This is a genomic window from Achromobacter pulmonis (assembly GCF_002885955.2).
Classification (GTDB): Bacteria; Pseudomonadota; Gammaproteobacteria; order Burkholderiales; family Burkholderiaceae_B; genus Achromobacter; species Achromobacter pulmonis_A.
In genome coordinates this window covers 167,074-183,816 of record NZ_POQS01000001.1, presented here as the reverse complement: position 1 = coordinate 183,816, position 16,743 = coordinate 167,074, and the positions used below count along the sequence as shown (strand labels likewise).

Below are 16,743 nucleotides of genomic sequence, written 5' to 3'. Positions count from 1 at the left end.
GCCATCAAGTACGACCTGCTGGTGCGCATCCTGGAAAACGACGCGCAGACGCGCGACCTGGCGTTGCCGCAGCTGGCGCGGCTGGGCGAACTGCTGGGCCGCATGAAGCGCCAGCAGACCCTGCTTTCCGCCTACGGCCACCAGGCGCCTGAAGAATGAGCGTAGGCCCCGCCGCACTCGGCAACGTCCTGGTGCAGCGGCTGGACGCCGTGCTCGGCACGACGATGTCCGCCGCCAACGCGAACCTGGCTTCCGGCGCGCGGCCGGACGCGGTCAGCCAGCCCGGCAGCCTGGACCGATCCGGCTCCGCCGACGGCTCGGCGCGCGATCCGCGCCAGGGCGTGCAAGGCGGCGGCGCCCGCGGCGAACGCCAGAATCCGGTCGTGGACGCCAAGACCGCCGCCGCGCTGGCCCTGGCGGCCCGCGGGCTGGTCACCAGCAGCGACACCACGGCCTCGGCCCCGACCACGCTGGGCACGACCGCGCGCACCATACTCGCCCTGCTGGCCCAATATCCCGAGGCCGCGCCCGCGCTGCAGGGCCGCGCGCCGCTGTGGACCGCCGGCGCGCCCGCCGGGCAGGCCAGCGGCCAGGCCCCGGGCGCACCTGCCCAGGCGCCCGCGGGCCAGCCGGCGCAACCCGCCCAAGCCGCCCCATCGGGACAGCCGGCGCCGCCCGCGGCCCAGGTTCCCGCTCCCCCCGCCGGCAAGCCCGAGCTGCCCGCCGTGCCAACCGCCGCGCTGCGCGGCGCCGATGCCGCGGTCCAGGCGCATGCGGCCGCCGCCCCCAGCGCGCGCGTGCTGGGCCAGGCCTTGCGCCAGGCGCTGCAGACCAGCGGCCTCTTCTATGAATCGCACTTGACCGACATGGTCTACGGCCGGACCTCTCCCGCCCAGTTGCGCGAAGAACCGCAAGCCCGGCTGGACCCGAACGCGGCGGCGAACAACACCGCAAACGCCCCGGCGCCGGCGCGTGCACGCGGCGAAACGCCCGCCCCGGCGCGCGCCAGCGGAGCGGACCCCGCGTCCCCGGCCCCCGCCGGCGGTTCGTCCTCCGCGCCGGGCGCGCCCATCGCCGGCATCCACCAGGACCTCACCGTGCTGGTTCGCCAGCAGCTCGACGTGCTGGCCAACCAGGCGCTGGCCTGGCAGGGCGAGGCCTGGCCCGGCACGCCCATGGAATGGGAAGTCGAACGCGAGCCCTATGGCGGCGACCCCGAAGCCGCCACGTCCACCTGGGCCACCCGAGTGAAGCTGGACCTGCCGCGCCTGGGCCTGGTCGACGCCCGCCTGAACCTGGCCGGCGACCAGCTGGTGCTGCAGCTCGTCGCCCCCCACAGCGCGTCCGAACTCCAGGACGACTCGGACACGCTGCGTTCGCGCCTGCTGGCCGCGGGCCTTACCCTGAGCAATCTGTCGGTGAGCGTGGTCGAGCCGCGCCCCGTGATTCCGGCTGATATCTGATGCGCACGCCCGCCGATCCCGGCCCCAATCCCGATCCGAACGCCAACCGCAACGCCGCGGTCGCCATTTCCTACGAGGAAAAGGACGGCGCGCCGCGCGTGGTGGCCAAGGGCTACGGCCAGCTGGCCGACACCATCGTCCGCGCCGCGCGCGACAACGGCCTTTATGTCCACGAGTCGCGCGAACTCGTCGGCCTGCTGATGCAGGTGGACCTGGACGCCCAGATTCCGCCCCAACTCTACGTAGCAGTGGCAGAATTGCTGGCCTGGCTGTATCGCCTGGAATCGCGCGACATGCCCGAGACCGCGCCCACGGCCTGACCCTCAAATCAAGGACGATCATCGTGTTGGACGCCAGCGATCCGGAATTCCTGCTGACCCGCCCGGAAGACATGCGCGCAGCCCTGTTCGAGCTGACGCACCCCGACAGCCACATCCTGGTGCGCGACGCCGCGGATCGCGAAATGGCCGTGCTCATCCTCGGCGCGGACAAGCAGAGCCTGCAGTTCTTCTGGCGGCCGCGCGACTACGCCGGCGCCGATTTCCAGCAGTCCGACAGCATGGGCCTGTTGAGCGGCACCAATTTCTATTTCCACGCCACGGCCTACGGCGGCGTGCAGATCCGCTTCCGCGTGGCGCGGCCCGACGTGATCCAGTTCGACGACGGCAGCGCCGCCCTGGTGTCGCCGTTTCCCGAGCGCCTGGCCCGCATCCAGCGCCGCAAGATGTTCCGCGCCTCGCTGATCGCCAACGCCGCCATGTGCCATGCGAGCTGGCAGGCCGAACCCGGCAGGCCAGCCTGTCGCTTCACGGTGCGCGACATCTCGGTCGATGGCGTGGGCCTGCGCGCCGTCATGGAAGTCGGCGCCCTGCCCGCGCGCGGCACGGTGATGAAGAACGTGGAACTGGATTTCGGCCAGCTGGGCAAGATCAGCGCCGACCTGGAAGTGCGCAATGTGTATCCGGTGTCGGGACAGCCCATGGCGCAGGATGCCGACGGCGCCGCGCCGCGCCATGTGTCGCTGACCGGCGAACCGGCCGTCAGCCACCTGGGCGCCATGTTCCTGGACCTGAGCGCGCGCCAGGAGAACTGGCTGCAGCAGGTCGTGTGGCGCCTGGAGCGAGGCGCGCAGCGCACTTGAAACCGGGGCCGCCCGGCCCCGCGGAATCAGACGGACATCGAGGAGATTTCCTTGTAGGCCGCAACCAGCTTGTTGCGCACCTGCACCGCCGTCTGGAAGCCGATGCTGGCTTTCTGCATATCGATGATGACGTCGTTGAGCGAGATGTCGGGCGCGCCCAGCTCGAAAGCCTTGGCCTGGGCCGTGGCCGCGTTCTGCGCGCCCGTGACGCGGCGGATGGAGCGCTGCAGCTCGGCGGCGAAGCCGTCCGGCTGGGCGACGCTTTCGCCGGCGGAGAGATTGCCGGTCTGCGCCTTGCTGACGACCGCGCGCATCTGCTGGAGCATGCTTTCGATGCCGGACAAGCCTGATACAGCCATTACTGGTTCCTTGCTGGTGGGGATTACGCCGAATATGCGCACAGCGTAACGCCGGACGCGCGCGGCCATAGCCCACAAGAAGCGCCAAAAACCCCGACATTTCCGCGAATGCGCCCGACTCGGTCCGGCGGCGCGGCCGGCCTGCGCGCCCGGCCGCCGACATAGGGGATAAGTAACGCCAAAAACCCGTCGTTTTCGACGATTGGGATTGCCGTCTCAGGGGCAATAATCCACGCTCTCCCCAGACCAGAAGCACGTTGCATGTGTAATCTGCCCTACCAAGACATGAAGCTCCATTCCCAGCTCCGCGTAGCCAGCGGGAGCCGTCGATGACCCAGCAGGCCACCCTGAGCTCGTCGCTGCTGACCCGGTTTCCCGTGCTGGAAAAGGTGCGCGCGCTGCCCAAGCCCCTCCTGCTCGGCGCGGCGGCCGGCCTCGTCGCAGTCGTCGTCGCCGTGGCGATGTGGAGCAGCGAGCCCAATTACAAAGTCCTGTTCTCCAACCTGGACGACCGCGACGGCGGCGCCATCGTGACGGCGCTGGGCGCGATGAACGTGCCCTACCGCTATAACGACGCCGGCACCGCCGTGCTGGTGCCGGCCGACCGTGTCTACGACGCCCGCCTGCAGCTGGCCTCCCAGGGGCTGCCGCGCGGCGGCAACGTCGGCTTCGAACTGATGGACAACGCCCGCTTCGGCGCCAGCCAGTTCGCCGAGCAGATCAACTACCAGCGCGGCCTCGAAGGCGAGCTGGCGCGCTCGATCGAAGCCATGCACACCGTGCAGCAGGCCCGCGTGCACCTGGCCATGCCGCGCCAGTCGCTGTTCGTGCGCGAGCGCCAGGCGCCCACCGCCTCGGTGCTGCTCAACGTCTACCCCGGCCGCAGCCTGAGCGACGCCCAGGTCTCCGCGATCTCCTGGCTGGTGGCCTCCAGCGTTCCCGAACTGACCGCCGAAAACGTCTCCATCGTCGACCAGAACGGCCGCCTGCTGTCGGCTCCGCTGGGCGAAGGCCGCGGCATGGACGCCGACCAGATGCGCTTCGTGCGCGAACTGGAACAGCGCACGGTCGAACGCATCCTCACCATCCTGAATCCGCTGGTCGGCCCGGGCAACGTGCACGCGCAGGCCAGCGCCGACGTCGACTTCGCGCGCCGCGAGGAAACCTCGGAGGTCTACCGCCCCAACCAGGAGCCCGGCCAGGCCGCCGTGCGCAGCCAGCAGACCAGCGACTCCACCCAGCGCGGCGTCAACCCCGCCCAGGGCGTGCCCGGCGCGCTGTCGAACCAGGCCCCGGCCAACGCCCAGGCGCCCATCGTCAACCCGCCCCAGCCGCAGCGTCCGGGCCAGCCGCCGCAGCAAGCGGCCAACGCCCAGGGCCAGGCGCAGGGCGCGCAGCAGACCGGCACGCAGACGGCCGCCGCCAACCTCAACGAACGCCGCGACGCGACCACCAACTACGAAGTCGATCGCACCATCAGCCACATCAAGCAGCCGGTGGGCATGCTCAAGCGCCTGTCGGTCGCCGTGGTCGTCAACTACATCCGCGACAAGGACGGCGAGCCGCAGGCCCTGCCGCCCGAAGAGCTCACCAAGCTCACCAACCTGGTGCGCGAAGCCATGGGCTACTCCGAAGCGCGCGGCGATTCGCTGAACCTGGTCAACAGCCAGTTCAACGACGGCCCGCCGCCGGTGCCGGTGTGGCGCGATCCGGAAATGATCGCCCTGTTCAAGACGATCCTGGCCTGGCTGGTCGGCGGCGTGCTGGCGCTGTGGCTGTACCGCGTGCTGCGCCGCACGGTGGGCAACTACCTGTACCCGCCGGTCGATCCCGAGCAGGCCGAGGCCGAACGCATCGAGGCGGCCCGCGAGGCCCAGGAAACGGCCCGCGCCAAGGAAGTCGACCGCTACCAGGACAACCTGCAGCGCGCCCGCACGATGGCCGAGAAAGACCCGCGCGCCGTCGCGATGGTGCTGCGCACTTGGATAAGCAAAGATGAAAAATGATTCCACGCCGCTCGACGGCATGACGCGCAGCGCCGTCCTGATGATGTCGCTGGGCGAGGACGCCGCCGCCGAAGTGTTCAAGTACCTCACCGCCCGTGAGGTCCAGCAGGTCGGCGCGGCCATGGCCACCCTCAAGCAGGTCACCCGCAACGACGTGGCCGTGGTGCTGGAAGAATTCCGCCAGGAGGCCGACCAGTTCATGGCCGTCACGCTGGGCTCGGACGACTACATCCGCACCGTGCTGACCAAGGCGCTGGGCAGCGACCGCGCCGCCGGCCTGATCGAGGACATCCTGGAAGCCGGCGAAGGCGGCAGCGGCATCGACGCGCTGAACTGGCTGGACCCGACCACCGTGGCCGAACTCATCGGCGACGAGCATCCGCAGATCATCGCCACCATCCTGGTGCACCTGGAGCGCGACCGCGCCGCCGGCGTGCTGGCGCTGCTGACCGACCGCCTGCGCAACGACGTGATGCTGCGCATCGCCACCTTCGGCGGCGTGCAGCCCGCGGCCCTGTCGGAACTGACCGAGGTGCTGAATTCCGTGCTCGCCGGCCAGGGCGCCAAGCGCAGCAAGATGGGCGGCGTGCGCACCGCGGCCGAAATCCTGAACATGATGAACTCGGCCGAAGAGGAAACCGTGGTCGCCAGCCTGCGCGAGCGCGACAACGACCTGGCGCAGAAGATCATCGACGAGATGTTCGTGTTCGACAACCTGCTCGACGTCGAAGACCGCGCCATCCAGCTCATCCTCAAGGAAATCGACAACGACACCCTCATGGTCGCGCTCAAGGGCGCGCCCGAAGAGCTGCGCGCCAAGTTCCTGCGCAACATGTCCAGCCGCGCCGCCGAAATGCTGCGCGAGGACCTCGAGGCGCAGGGCCCGATCCGCATGTCCAAGGTCGAGGCCGAACAGAAGAAGATCCTGCAGATCGCGCGCCGCCTGGCCGAAAGCGGCCAGATCGTCCTGGGCAACCAGGGGGACGACACCTATGTCTGACGCGGACAGCCTCGCCGCTGCGCCGATCTCGCGCAGCGCCGCCTGGCGGCGCTGGCAGATGCTGTCGTTCGACGAGCCCGCGGCCGTCGAGGCCGAGCCCGAGCCGCAGCCCGATCCCGGCCCCGACCCCGAAGTCGTCATGGCGCAGCTGCGCGCCCAGGCGATGGCCGAGGGCCGCGAGGCCGGCCACGCCGAAGGCCATGCCGCCGGCCTGGAAGCCGGCCGCCAGGCGGGCTTCGAAGCCGGGCTGGCCGCCGGCCGCGAACAGGGCTACGCCGAAGGCCTGGCCCAGGCGCGCGAACAGGCCGCCGCCGAGGCGCAGCAGCTGCACGCGCTGATGCAGTCCTGCGCGGCCTCGCTCGGCGCGCTCGAGGAAAAAATGGGCCAGGGCCTGCTGACCCTGGCGCTGGACATCGCGCAGCAGGTCGTGCGCACCACGCTGGCCGAACAGCCCGAGGCCGTCGCCGCCGCCGTGCGCGAAGTGCTGCACATCAACCCCTCGGCCGGCGGCCAGATGCGGTTGTGGGCCAACCCGCAAGACATCGAACTCATCCGCCTGCACCTGGCCGACGAGCTGAAAGAAGGCCACTGGCGCGTGCTGGCCGACGAGTCCATCACGCGCGGCGGCTGCCGCGCCGAGACGCCGTTCGGTGACATCGACGCCACGCTGCAGACGCGCTGGCGCCGGGTCGCGGCCTCGCTCGGACGCAACGTGGCCTGGGAGGACCCGGCGTGAACGGCAAGCCGCAGCCTGCGCCGGCCCCACCTAAGCCGGCCGCACCGGTGATCGACCGCTGGCAGACCCAGCTGCAGATCGGCTCGATCCGCGCCTCCTCGACCGACCCCTGGCTGGTCAGCGGCAAGATCACGCGCGCCACCGGACTGGTGCTGCACGCCACCGGGCTGCGCCTGCCGGTGGGCGCGGCCGCGCGCATCGAAATCGCGCGCGGCCACGACCACTGGGCCGACGCCGAAGTCGTGGGTTTCGACGGCCACACGCTGTACCTGATGCCCCAGGCCGACATCTCCGGCCTGCCGCCCGGCGCCCGCGTGGTGCCCGGCGAGCCGCCGGTGCAGCGCCAGATTCCCCTGCCGCGCAAGGCCGAACTCAACGGCAACGCCAAGCCCCAACTGGGCCGCCACCTGCCCGTGGGCAACGCGCTGCTGGGCCGGGTGCTCGACGGCGCCGGCCGGCCGCTGGACGGCCTGGGCCCGCTGACCGGCGCCGAACTCGCGCCGCTGTCGGCCCAGCCCATCAATCCCTTGTCGCGCGCGCCCATCGACACCGTGCTCGACACCGGCGTGCGCGCCATCAACGGCCTGCTCACGGTGGGCCGCGGCCAGCGCATGGGCCTGTTCGCCGGCTCCGGCGTGGGCAAGAGCGTGCTGCTGGGCATGATGGCCCGCTACACCAAGGCCGACGTGATCGTGGTGGGCCTAATCGGCGAGCGCGGCCGCGAAGTCAAGGAATTCATCGAACACAACCTGGGTCCGGAAGGCCTGGCCCGCTCGGTCGTGGTGGCCGCGCCGGCCGACGTGTCGGCGCTGCTGCGGCTGCAGGGCGCGGCCTACGCCACCCGGCTGGCCGAACACTTCCGCGACCAGGGCCTGGACGTGCTGCTCATCATGGACTCGCTGACCCGCTACGCCATGGCGCAGCGCGAGATCGCGCTGGCCATCGGCGAGCCGCCGGCCACCAAGGGCTATCCGCCCTCGGTCTTCGCCAAGCTGCCCACGCTGGTCGAACGCGCCGGCATGGGCGCGCCCGGCCCGTCCGGCAAGGCCGGCTCCATCACGGCCTTCTATACCGTGCTGGCCGAAGGCGACGACCAGCAGGACCCCATCGCCGACTCGGCGCGCGCCATCCTGGACGGCCACGTGGTGCTGTCGCGCCACCTGGCCGAGGCCGGCCACTACCCCGCCATCGACATCGAGGCGTCGATCTCTCGCGCCATGACCGCGCTGATCCCGCCGGAACAGTTCGCCGTGGTGCGCCGCTTCAAGCAAACCCTGTCGCGCTACCAGCGCAACCGCGACCTGATCGCCGTGGGCGCCTACGCCGCCGGCAACGATCCGCAGCTCGACGACGCCATCGCCCGCTATCCGCGGCTGGAAGCCTTCCTGCAGCAGGACATCGGCGAAAACATCGGCTACGAAGACGCCATCGGCCAGTTGCGCGCAACCTTCGAGATGAGAGCGACCTATGCCTAGCCAACTGCCCCTGGACATGCTCATCAACCTGGCCAAGGAAAGCACGGACGAAGCCGCCCGCCTGCTGGGCCGGCTCAACGCCGAGCGCGGCAACGCCGAGCGCCAGCTCGGCATGCTGCACGACTACCGCCAGGACTACCTGACGCGCCTGCAGCAGGCGATGGTCAGCGGCATGTCGGCCAGCGACTGCCACAACTACCAGCGCTTCATCGGCACCCTGGACGACGCCATCGGCCAGCAGCAGGCGGTGCTGCGCCAGGCCGACGAAAACCTGGCCAAGGGCCGCCAGCACTGGCAGCAGGAAAAGCGCAAGCTCAACTCCTACGACGCGCTGGCCCAGCGCGAAGTGCGCGCCCGGGCGGTGGCCGAATCCCGCCGCGAACAGCGCGCCAACGACGAATACTCGGCCCGCCTGGTCCAGCGCCAGGCCGGCATGCATTAAGCGATATCCCACAGGAAGCCCCAGATGAACGCTCCCCTGCCCCTGCCCTCCGTCGCGCCCGGCGCCAAGGCCTCGATCGCCGATGCGCTCGGCGCCCGGCCGACTCCCGCCAACCAGAAGGGCCCCAGCTTTTCCGAAGTGATGGCGCGCCAGCGCTCCGACCAGGGAGCTGGCTCGCGCCCCGCCGAGAGCCAGTCCAAGCCGCCGGCCAAGACGCCGGCCCGGAACCCGAACCCGGCCGAGCCCGCCGCGCATGCGGAAAACGCCGCCGCCGGCGCCATCGACGAAGCGGTGCAGACCGCCGCCCAGGGCGAGGCCGGCGCGCTGGCCGTGGCCGCGCAGACGACCGTGGTGTTGCCGCAGCAGGCGCTGGAAATCGCCGCCCAGGCNCGCCGTCATAGCCCAGGCGCGCAGCAGGCGGCTCCGGCCGTTCCGGCAGCCGTCCAGGCGCCGGCAGGCCGCCCCGCCGCGCCGCGCACGGAAACGCCGCGCCTGGCGCCCGAGGCCGTGCTGCCCCAGGCCGCCCGCCAGCCGCAAGACGACGCCGCCCAGGCCCAGACGCCGCTGCGCGACGAAGTGCAGGCCGCCATCGCCGCGGCCGACCCGCAGTTCCAGACACCGCAAGCCGGCACCGCGCCCCACGAAGGCGTGGCCCAGGCCCTGGCCGCCGCCCAGCGTCCTGCCGCGCCCATCGCCAACCCCGCCGCCTTCGCCGCGCCCGCCATACCGCTGGTGATGCAGGTCTCCACCCCCGTGGGCGGCACGCACTGGGGCACCGAGCTCGGCCAGCAGATGGTCGTGATGAGCCACAACGTCCGCCAGGGCGTGCAGACCGCCGAACTGCGGCTCGATCCCCCCGACCTGGGCCCGCTGCGCGTCAGCCTGAACCTGGCCGACGGCGTGGCCAGCGCCTCGTTCGTGTCGGCCCATGCCTCNGGTGGCCGCGCCGGCCGACGTGTCGGCGCTGCTGCGGCTGCAGGGCGCGGCCTACGCCACCCGGCTGGCCGAACACTTCCGCGACCAGGGCCTGGACGTGCTGCTCATCATGGACTCGCTGACCCGCTACGCCATGGCGCAGCGCGAGATCGCGCTGGCCATCGGCGAGCCGCCGGCCACCAAGGGCTATCCGCCCTCGGTCTTCGCCAAGCTGCCCACGCTGGTCGAACGCGCCGGCATGGGCGCGCCCGGCCCGTCCGGCAAGGCCGGCTCCATCACGGCCTTCTATACCGTGCTGGCCGAAGGCGACGACCAGCAGGACCCCATCGCCGACTCGGCGCGCGCCATCCTGGACGGCCACGTGGTGCTGTCGCGCCACCTGGCCGAGGCCGGCCACTACCCCGCCATCGACATCGAGGCGTCGATCTCTCGCGCCATGACCGCGCTGATCCCGCCGGAACAGTTCGCCGTGGTGCGCCGCTTCAAGCAAACCCTGTCGCGCTACCAGCGCAACCGCGACCTGATCGCCGTGGGCGCCTACGCCGCCGGCAACGATCCGCAGCTCGACGACGCCATCGCCCGCTATCCGCGGCTGGAAGCCTTCCTGCAGCAGGACATCGGCGAAAACATCGGCTACGAAGACGCCATCGGCCAGTTGCGCGCAACCTTCGAGATGAGAGCGACCTATGCCTAGCCAACTGCCCCTGGACATGCTCATCAACCTGGCCAAGGAAAGCACGGACGAAGCCGCCCGCCTGCTGGGCCGGCTCAACGCCGAGCGCGGCAACGCCGAGCGCCAGCTCGGCATGCTGCACGACTACCGCCAGGACTACCTGACGCGCCTGCAGCAGGCGATGGTCAGCGGCATGTCGGCCAGCGACTGCCACAACTACCAGCGCTTCATCGGCACCCTGGACGACGCCATCGGCCAGCAGCAGGCGGTGCTGCGCCAGGCCGACGAAAACCTGGCCAAGGGCCGCCAGCACTGGCAGCAGGAAAAGCGCAAGCTCAACTCCTACGACGCGCTGGCCCAGCGCGAAGTGCGCGCCCGGGCGGTGGCCGAATCCCGCCGCGAACAGCGCGCCAACGACGAATACTCGGCCCGCCTGGTCCAGCGCCAGGCCGGCATGCATTAAGCGATATCCCACAGGAAGCCCCAGATGAACGCTCCCCTGCCCCTGCCCTCCGTCGCGCCCGGCGCCAAGGCCTCGATCGCCGATGCGCTCGGCGCCCGGCCGACTCCCGCCAACCAGAAGGGCCCCAGCTTTTCCGAAGTGATGGCGCGCCAGCGCTCCGACCAGGGAGCTGGCTCGCGCCCCGCCGAGAGCCAGTCCAAGCCGCCGGCCAAGACGCCGGCCCGGAACCCGAACCCGGCCGAGCCCGCCGCGCATGCGGAAAACGCCGCCGCCGGCGCCATCGACGAAGCGGTGCAGACCGCCGCCCAGGGCGAGGCCGGCGCGCTGGCCGTGGCCGCGCAGACGACCGTGGTGTTGCCGCAGCAGGCGCTGGAAATCGCCGCCCAGGCCGCGCAACAGGTGCAGCTGGCGCGCGGCGACGCCGCGGCCGCCGCCAGCGCCATGGGCGCCGGCGCAGCCGTGCTGACCTCGGCGCTGGGCGCCGCGGACGCCGCCCTGGTCGTGGGCGCGCCGGTCGCGGCCAGCGCCCAGCAGGCCCAGGCCGCCGCGGCGCAGATCGCGCGCGACGCCGAAGCCGCGCTGCCGGTGCTGACCGCCGCGGCCAAGCCCGGCAGCGCGCAGCAGGCGGCTCCGGCCGTTCCGGCAGCCGTCCAGGCGCCGGCAGGCCGCCCCGCCGCGCCGCGCACGGAAACGCCGCGCCTGGCGCCCGAGGCCGTGCTGCCCCAGGCCGCCCGCCAGCCGCAAGACGACGCCGCCCAGGCCCAGACGCCGCTGCGCGACGAAGTGCAGGCCGCCATCGCCGCGGCCGACCCGCAGTTCCAGACACCGCAAGCCGGCACCGCGCCCCACGAAGGCGTGGCCCAGGCCCTGGCCGCCGCCCAGCGTCCTGCCGCGCCCATCGCCAACCCCGCCGCCTTCGCCGCGCCCGCCATACCGCTGGTGATGCAGGTCTCCACCCCCGTGGGCGGCACGCACTGGGGCACCGAGCTCGGCCAGCAGATGGTCGTGATGAGCCACAACGTCCGCCAGGGCGTGCAGACCGCCGAACTGCGGCTCGATCCCCCCGACCTGGGCCCGCTGCGCGTCAGCCTGAACCTGGCCGACGGCGTGGCCAGCGCCTCGTTCGTGTCGGCCCATGCCTCCGTGCGCCACGCGGTCGAAGCCGCCATGCCGCAACTGCAGCAGGCGCTGGCCCAGGCCGGCATCTCGCTGGGCCAGACCAGCGTGGGCGAACAATCCGCCCAGCAGGAGTTCGCCCAGCAAGGCGGCAACGGCTCGCAGCGCGGCGCGGGCGGCGCCGCCGCGGGCGCCGTGGCGGTGGCCGATGCGCCCGCCGCGGCCCTGCCTGCGCGCAACGCCAATGCGCTGGTCGACACCTTCGCCTGAACTGCCGGCGGCCCGCCGCCGGCAAGGCTGGCGGGCAGTGCAGCAATAGCTTGAGATACGCGGCTTTCGCCCTGTTTTTCGCCCCCAAGCCGGGGCGGCATTTGGGGCAGAATGCTTTCATCCACTAAGAACCCGTTTTCATCAGCGGCAAAATAAGCTTCGACACCGAGATGGCGACTACCAAAACCACACCCATGCCTGCGCGCGGCGCATCTACCCCCCGCCCGGGCGGCCTGGGCCGCATCCTGCGTCCGCTGCTGGCGCTACTGGTCCTGCTGCTCGTGGCCGCGGCCAGCGCCGGCGCCACCTGGTACATCTCCCAACGCCTGCAGCAGCAAGGCGCCGCGCCGGTCCAGCTGGGCGTCGGCCAGGTTCCCGCGGGCCAGCCCGGCCAGCCCGGAGCCGCCGGCCATGCCGGGCAAGGCCCGCAGGCCACGCCGGCCAACTTCGTCGCGCCGCCGGCCGCGCCCATCGCCGTGCCCGCCCCGATCTTCGTGCCGCTCGAACCCTTTACCGTCACGCTGCAGAACCCGGACACCGAACGCATCATGCACGTCGGCCTGACCCTGCGCGTCAGCGACGAGCAAAGCCGCAGCCGGCTCGAAAAGTACATGCCCGAAGTGCGCAGCCGCATCCTGATGGTGCTGTCTTCGCAATCGCCCGTCGGCGTCCAGACGCAGCAGGGCAAGACCGACATGGCCGAAGCCATCAAGCAGAGCGTCAACCGCCCGTTCTCGCCCCTGCCTGACGGCCAGTACGTCACCGACGTGCTCTTCACGGCGTTCGTGGTGCAATAAGCATGGCCTACGAGGCATTTCTTTCGCAGGACGAAGTCGACGCGCTGCTCGCCGGGGTCACCGGCGAAAGCGACGACAAGACCCAGGCGGCCGGCCAGAACGCCGGCGCGCGCGCCTACGACCTGAGCTCGCCCGAGCGCGTCGTGCGCCGCCGCATGCAGACCCTGGAGCTCATCAACGAGCGCTTCGCCCGCCAGATGCGCAGCGTGCTGCTGAACTTCATGCGGCGCAGCGCCGACATCACCGTCGGCTCCATCAAGATCCAGAAGTACGCGGACTTCGAACGCAACCTGCCGGTGCCGAGCAACCTGAACATGGTCCAGATGAAGCCGCTGCGCGGCACGGCCCTGTTCACGTACGATCCGAACCTGGTGTTCCTGGTCATCGACAGCCTGTTCGGCGGCGACGGCCGCTACCACACGCGCGTCGAGGGCCGCGACTTCACCACCACCGAACAGCGCATCATCCGGCGCCTGCTCAACCTGACCCTGGAAAGCTACGGCAAGTCCTGGGACCCGGTCTACCCGATCGAATTCGAGTACGTGCGCTCGGAGATGCACACCAAGTTCGCCAGCATCACCGGCAACAACGAAGTGGTGGTCGTCACCTCCTTCCACATCGAATTCGGCGCCACCGGCGGCGACCTGAACATCTGCCTGCCCTATTCCATGATCGAGCCGGTGCGCGACCTGCTCACGCGCCCACTGCAGGAAACCACGCTGGACGAAGTGGACCAGCGCTGGTCGCAGCAGCTCTCGCGCCAGGTGCGCAGCGCCGACATCGACGTGGTCGCGGAATTCGCCCGCATCCCGTCGTCGATCCGCGAGCTGATGCACCTGAAGGTCGGCGACGTGCTGCCGGTGGAAGTGCCCGAAACCGTCATCGCCAGCGTCGACGGCGTACCGCTGATGGAATGCGGCTACGGCGTCTTCAACGGCCGCTACGCCCTGCGCGTGCAAAACATGTTTACCCACGATACAGAACCCAACGAGGCCTCTGACCATGACTGACAAGAACGAGCCCGGCACCGGCTCGTCCCCGGCCGACGACTGGGCCGACGCGCTCGCCGAACAATCCCGCGCCACCCCGCCCACGCAGGCCGACGGCCTCAAGCCGCAGGACGACTGGGCCGCCGCGATGGCCGAACAGGCCGCCGCGGCGCCGGCTCCGGCCGCCGCTCCCGCGCCTGCGCCCGCCGCCGCCCCCGCGGCCGCGCCGGCCGCGCAATCCGCCGCGCACTCGGTGTTCAAGCCGCTGGCCGGCGCCAGCGGCGGCACGGGCACCGACATCGACCTGATCATGGACGTGCCCGTCCAGCTCACGGTAGAACTGGGCCGCACCCGCCTGACCATCAAGAACCTGCTCCAGCTGGGCCAGGGCTCGGTGGTCGAGCTCGACGGCCTGGCCGGCGAACCGATGGACATCTTCGTCAACGGCTACCTGATCGCCCAGGGCGAAGTGGTGGTGGTCGAGGACAAGTACGGCATCCGCCTGACCGACATCATCACCCCGTCCGAGCGGATCAACCGCTTGAACAACCGCCGCTGATTCTGGCGCCATGACCGAAGCCGCCCTCGCCCGCGTCATTCTCGGCCTGCTGCTGGTGGTGGCCGCCATCCTGGCCGCGGCCTGGCTGGCGCGCCGCGCCGGCCTGGCCCAGCGCGGCGGCGGCAACCTGCTGCGCCAGGTCGCCAGCCTGCCGGTGGGTCCGCGCCAGAGCATCGTGGTCGTCGAAATCGAAAACACCTGGCTGGTGGTGGGCGTAGGCCCGAACCAGCTCAATACCCTGCATACCCTGCCCGCCGGCCAGTTGCCGCAGGCATCGCCCCTGCCCGCGGCCGCCTTCGCGGCCAAGCTGGGCCAGGCGCTCAAGCGCCGCTAGCGCTCTCGCGCGCGACACGCCATACCCATGAGTTTGCCCTCCCGCACGCCTCTCGCCCGCGCCCGCATGCTTGCGCCGTCCCTGCTCGGGGCGGCCGCGCTGCTCGGCCTGGCCCTGTTCCCGGCGGGCGTCGTCGCCCAGGCCACGCTGCCCGCCCTGACGGCCACGCCCGGCCCCAACGGCTCCGAGACCTATTCGCTCAGCATGCAGACCCTGCTGCTGATGACCTCGCTGTCGTTCCTGCCGGCGGCCCTGCTCATGATGACGGGCTTCACCCGCATCATCATCGTGCTGGGCCTGCTGCGCAGCGCCATGGGCACCGCCATGTCGCCGCCCAACCACGTGCTGATCGGCCTGGCCCTGTTCCTGACCTTCTACACGATGTCGCCGGTGTTCGACAAAATCTACACCGACGCCTACAAACCGCTGGCCGAAGGCTCCATCCAGTTCGAGGCCGCGGTCGAACGCGCCGCCGCGCCGCTGCGCACCTTCATGCTGCACCAGACGCGCGAGAACGACCTGTCGCTGTTCGCCAACCTGGCCAACCAGCCCGCCATGGAAGAACCGGCCCAGGTGCCGATGCGCATCCTGGTGCCGGCCTTCATCACCAGCGAACTCAAGACCGCCTTCCAGATCGGCTTCACCATCTTCATCCCGTTCCTCATCATCGACCTGGTGATCGCCAGCGTGCTGATGGCGCTGGGCATGATGATGGTGCCCCCGGTCACGGTGGCGCTGCCCTTCAAGCTCATGCTCTTCGTGCTGGCCGACGGCTGGAACCTGCTCATGGGCTCGCTGGCCCAGAGCTTCTACCAATAACGCCGCAAGGAGCCGCCATGACCGCCGAAACCGTCATGACCATGACCTACCAGGCGATGAAGATCGTCCTGGCCATGGCCGGCCCGCTGCTGCTGGTCACGCTGGTCGTGGGCCTGGTCATCAGCATCTTCCAGGCCGCCACGCAGATCAACGAAATGACGCTGTCGTTCATTCCGAAGCTGCTGGCCATGTGCGGCGTGCTGGTGCTGCTGGGCCCCTGGCTGATCGGCGTGATGGTCGACTACATCCGGCAACTGATCGGCCAGATCCCCATGCTGGTGTCCTGAGCGGCCGGCAATCGCAGACCCGCCGCAACAGCGCCCCGCCATGATCGCCTTCACGCTCGAACAGCTCAACGGCTGGATCGGCCAGTTCCTCTGGCCGTTCGTGCGCATCCTGGCCCTGGTCGGCACCGCCCCGCTGTTCTCGGAATCGCTCATCCCCATCAAGGTCAAGGTGGGCCTGGCCTTCGTCCTCGCCGTCGCGGTCGGCCCGGCCCTGGACCCCATGCCCCCGGTCTCGCCGGGCTCCTACGCCGGCCTCTGGATGGTGATGCAGCAGGTCCTGATCGGCGTCGCGCTGGGCTTCACCATGCGCCTGGTGTTCGCCGCCGTCCAGACCGCCGGCGAATTCGTCGGCCTGCAGATGGGCCTGTCCTTCGCCTCGTTCTTCGACCCCGGCTCCGGCGCCAACACGGCCGTGCTCTCGCGCCTGTTCAACATCATCGCCATGCTGACCTTCCTGGCGCTGGACGGCCACCTCCTGGTCCTGGCCGCGCTGGTGCGCTCATTCGACACCCTGCCCATCGCCATGATCCAGCTGCACCAGAACGGCTGGGGCGTGATCGTCGAATGGGGCAAGACCGTCTTCATCTCCGGCCTGCTCCTGGCCCTGCCGCTCATCTGCGCCCTGCTCACCATCAACCTGGCCATGGGCATCCTCAACCGCGCCGCCCAACAGCTGTCGGTCTTCTCCATCGGCTTCCCGGTCACCCTGATCGTGGGCGTCACCGTCCTGACCGTGGTCCTGCCGCACGCCGGCCCATTCCTGGAATCCCTGTTCGAATCCGGCCTGACCGCCATGAGCCGCGTCGCCGACGCCCTGGCGGGCAAGTAGGCAAAGACAACATCGCGGCCGGAACGCCAAGCGCTCCGGCCGCGAACGG

The 16,743-nt window shown here is 70.7% G+C and carries 19 protein-coding genes and 2 pseudogenes; 20 read left to right on the top strand and 1 reads right to left on the bottom strand.

From position 1 onward, the window contains the following. The 4 genes from C1I89_RS00850 to C1I89_RS00835 all read left to right on the top strand — a co-directional run. Positions 1-159, top strand: a 159-nt coding sequence (locus tag C1I89_RS00850; protein ID WP_146196868.1) for a flagellar protein FliT, incomplete at its 5' end; no start/stop codon positions are given. After that, positions 156-1,463, top strand: a complete 1,308-nt coding sequence (gene fliK / locus C1I89_RS00845) for a flagellar hook-length control protein FliK (RefSeq protein ID WP_102770927.1) — start codon at positions 156-158, stop codon at positions 1,461-1,463. The genes C1I89_RS00850 and fliK, both read left to right, overlap by 4 nt. After that, positions 1,463-1,783 (top strand): EscU/YscU/HrcU family type III secretion system export apparatus switch protein, encoded by a 321-nt coding sequence (locus tag C1I89_RS00840; protein ID WP_102770926.1) that lies wholly within the window; start codon positions 1,463-1,465, stop codon positions 1,781-1,783. The genes fliK and C1I89_RS00840 overlap by 1 nt, the downstream gene beginning before the upstream one ends. A 23-nt stretch (positions 1,784-1,806) precedes the next feature. Beyond that, complete coding sequence (locus C1I89_RS00835; protein WP_258231298.1) at positions 1,807-2,604, top strand: flagellar brake protein; 798 nt, start codon at positions 1,807-1,809, stop codon at positions 2,602-2,604. A 26-nt stretch (positions 2,605-2,630) separates the two neighbouring features. On the opposite strand, the gene fliE is transcribed toward C1I89_RS00835, so the two are convergent. Next, on the bottom strand, positions 2,631-2,963 hold the full coding sequence (fliE, locus tag C1I89_RS00830) for a flagellar hook-basal body complex protein FliE (RefSeq protein ID WP_102770924.1): 333 nt from the start codon (positions 2,961-2,963) through the stop codon (positions 2,631-2,633). A gap of 329 nt (positions 2,964-3,292) precedes the next feature. Between fliE and fliF the strand changes: the two genes are divergently transcribed. The 16 genes and pseudogenes from fliF (at position 3,293) to fliR (ending at position 16,694) form a co-directional block, all read left to right on the top strand. Continuing rightward, positions 3,293-4,969 (top strand): flagellar basal-body MS-ring/collar protein FliF, encoded by a 1,677-nt coding sequence (gene fliF, locus C1I89_RS00825; protein WP_102770923.1) that lies wholly within the window; start codon positions 3,293-3,295, stop codon positions 4,967-4,969. Next, positions 4,959-5,969, top strand: coding sequence for a flagellar motor switch protein FliG (fliG, locus tag C1I89_RS00820; protein ID WP_102770922.1), 1,011 nt, complete (start codon positions 4,959-4,961; stop codon positions 5,967-5,969). Before fliF ends, fliG begins: the two co-directional genes overlap by 11 nt. Further along, a complete protein-coding gene (fliH, locus tag C1I89_RS00815) occupies positions 5,962-6,705 on the top strand; it encodes a flagellar assembly protein FliH (RefSeq protein WP_102770921.1) in 744 nt (247 codons plus the stop codon). Before fliG ends, fliH begins: the two co-directional genes overlap by 8 nt. Then, the gene (gene fliI, locus C1I89_RS00810) at positions 6,702-8,180 is read left to right on the top strand and encodes a flagellar protein export ATPase FliI (protein ID WP_102770920.1); all 1,479 of its coding nucleotides are present in this window, start codon (positions 6,702-6,704) and stop codon (positions 8,178-8,180) included. Before fliH ends, fliI begins: the two co-directional genes overlap by 4 nt. Next, complete coding sequence (gene fliJ, locus C1I89_RS00805; protein ID WP_102770919.1) at positions 8,173-8,622, top strand: flagellar export protein FliJ; 450 nt, start codon at positions 8,173-8,175, stop codon at positions 8,620-8,622. Before fliI ends, fliJ (C1I89_RS00805) begins: the two co-directional genes overlap by 8 nt. Before the next feature lie 24 nt (positions 8,623-8,646). Further along, positions 8,647-9,495, top strand: a pseudogene (locus C1I89_RS35705) (flagellar hook-length control protein FliK); the annotation flags it as partial. A 64-nt stretch (positions 9,496-9,559) separates the two neighbouring features. Then, positions 9,560-10,252 (top strand): annotated as a pseudogene (locus tag C1I89_RS00795) (flagellum-specific ATP synthase FliI); the annotation flags it as partial. Next, complete coding sequence (gene fliJ / locus C1I89_RS00790) at positions 10,245-10,694, top strand: flagellar export protein FliJ (RefSeq protein WP_102770919.1); 450 nt, start codon at positions 10,245-10,247, stop codon at positions 10,692-10,694. The pseudogene C1I89_RS00795 and the gene fliJ (C1I89_RS00790), both read left to right, overlap by 8 nt. Positions 10,695-10,718: 24 nt before the next feature. After that, positions 10,719-12,080: a flagellar hook-length control protein FliK gene (locus tag C1I89_RS00785; RefSeq protein ID WP_102770918.1), complete on the top strand. Its 1,362-nt coding sequence runs from the start codon at positions 10,719-10,721 to the stop codon at positions 12,078-12,080. A 170-nt stretch (positions 12,081-12,250) separates the two neighbouring features. Then, entirely contained in the window at positions 12,251-12,877 is a 627-nt protein-coding gene (fliL, locus tag C1I89_RS00780) for a flagellar basal body-associated protein FliL (protein WP_168202123.1), read from the top strand. Between the two features lie 2 nt (positions 12,878-12,879). Next, positions 12,880-13,887, top strand: a complete 1,008-nt coding sequence (gene fliM, locus C1I89_RS00775) for a flagellar motor switch protein FliM (protein WP_102770916.1) — start codon at positions 12,880-12,882, stop codon at positions 13,885-13,887. Next, positions 13,880-14,425 (top strand): flagellar motor switch protein FliN, encoded by a 546-nt coding sequence (gene fliN, locus C1I89_RS00770; RefSeq protein ID WP_102770915.1) that lies wholly within the window; start codon positions 13,880-13,882, stop codon positions 14,423-14,425. Before fliM ends, fliN begins: the two co-directional genes overlap by 8 nt. 10 nt (positions 14,426-14,435) lie before the next feature. Continuing rightward, entirely contained in the window at positions 14,436-14,759 is a 324-nt protein-coding gene (gene fliO, locus C1I89_RS00765; RefSeq protein ID WP_102770914.1) for a flagellar biosynthetic protein FliO, read from the top strand. Between the two features lie 66 nt (positions 14,760-14,825). Then, complete coding sequence (fliP, locus tag C1I89_RS00760) at positions 14,826-15,578, top strand: flagellar type III secretion system pore protein FliP (protein ID WP_102770913.1); 753 nt, start codon at positions 14,826-14,828, stop codon at positions 15,576-15,578. Between the two features lie 17 nt (positions 15,579-15,595). Then, positions 15,596-15,865: a flagellar biosynthesis protein FliQ gene (fliQ, locus tag C1I89_RS00755; protein ID WP_008163193.1), complete on the top strand. Its 270-nt coding sequence runs from the start codon at positions 15,596-15,598 to the stop codon at positions 15,863-15,865. A gap of 40 nt (positions 15,866-15,905) precedes the next feature. Continuing rightward, the gene (gene fliR, locus C1I89_RS00750; protein WP_102770912.1) at positions 15,906-16,694 is read left to right on the top strand and encodes a flagellar biosynthetic protein FliR; all 789 of its coding nucleotides are present in this window, start codon (positions 15,906-15,908) and stop codon (positions 16,692-16,694) included. Positions 16,695-16,743: the final 49 nt, after the last annotated feature.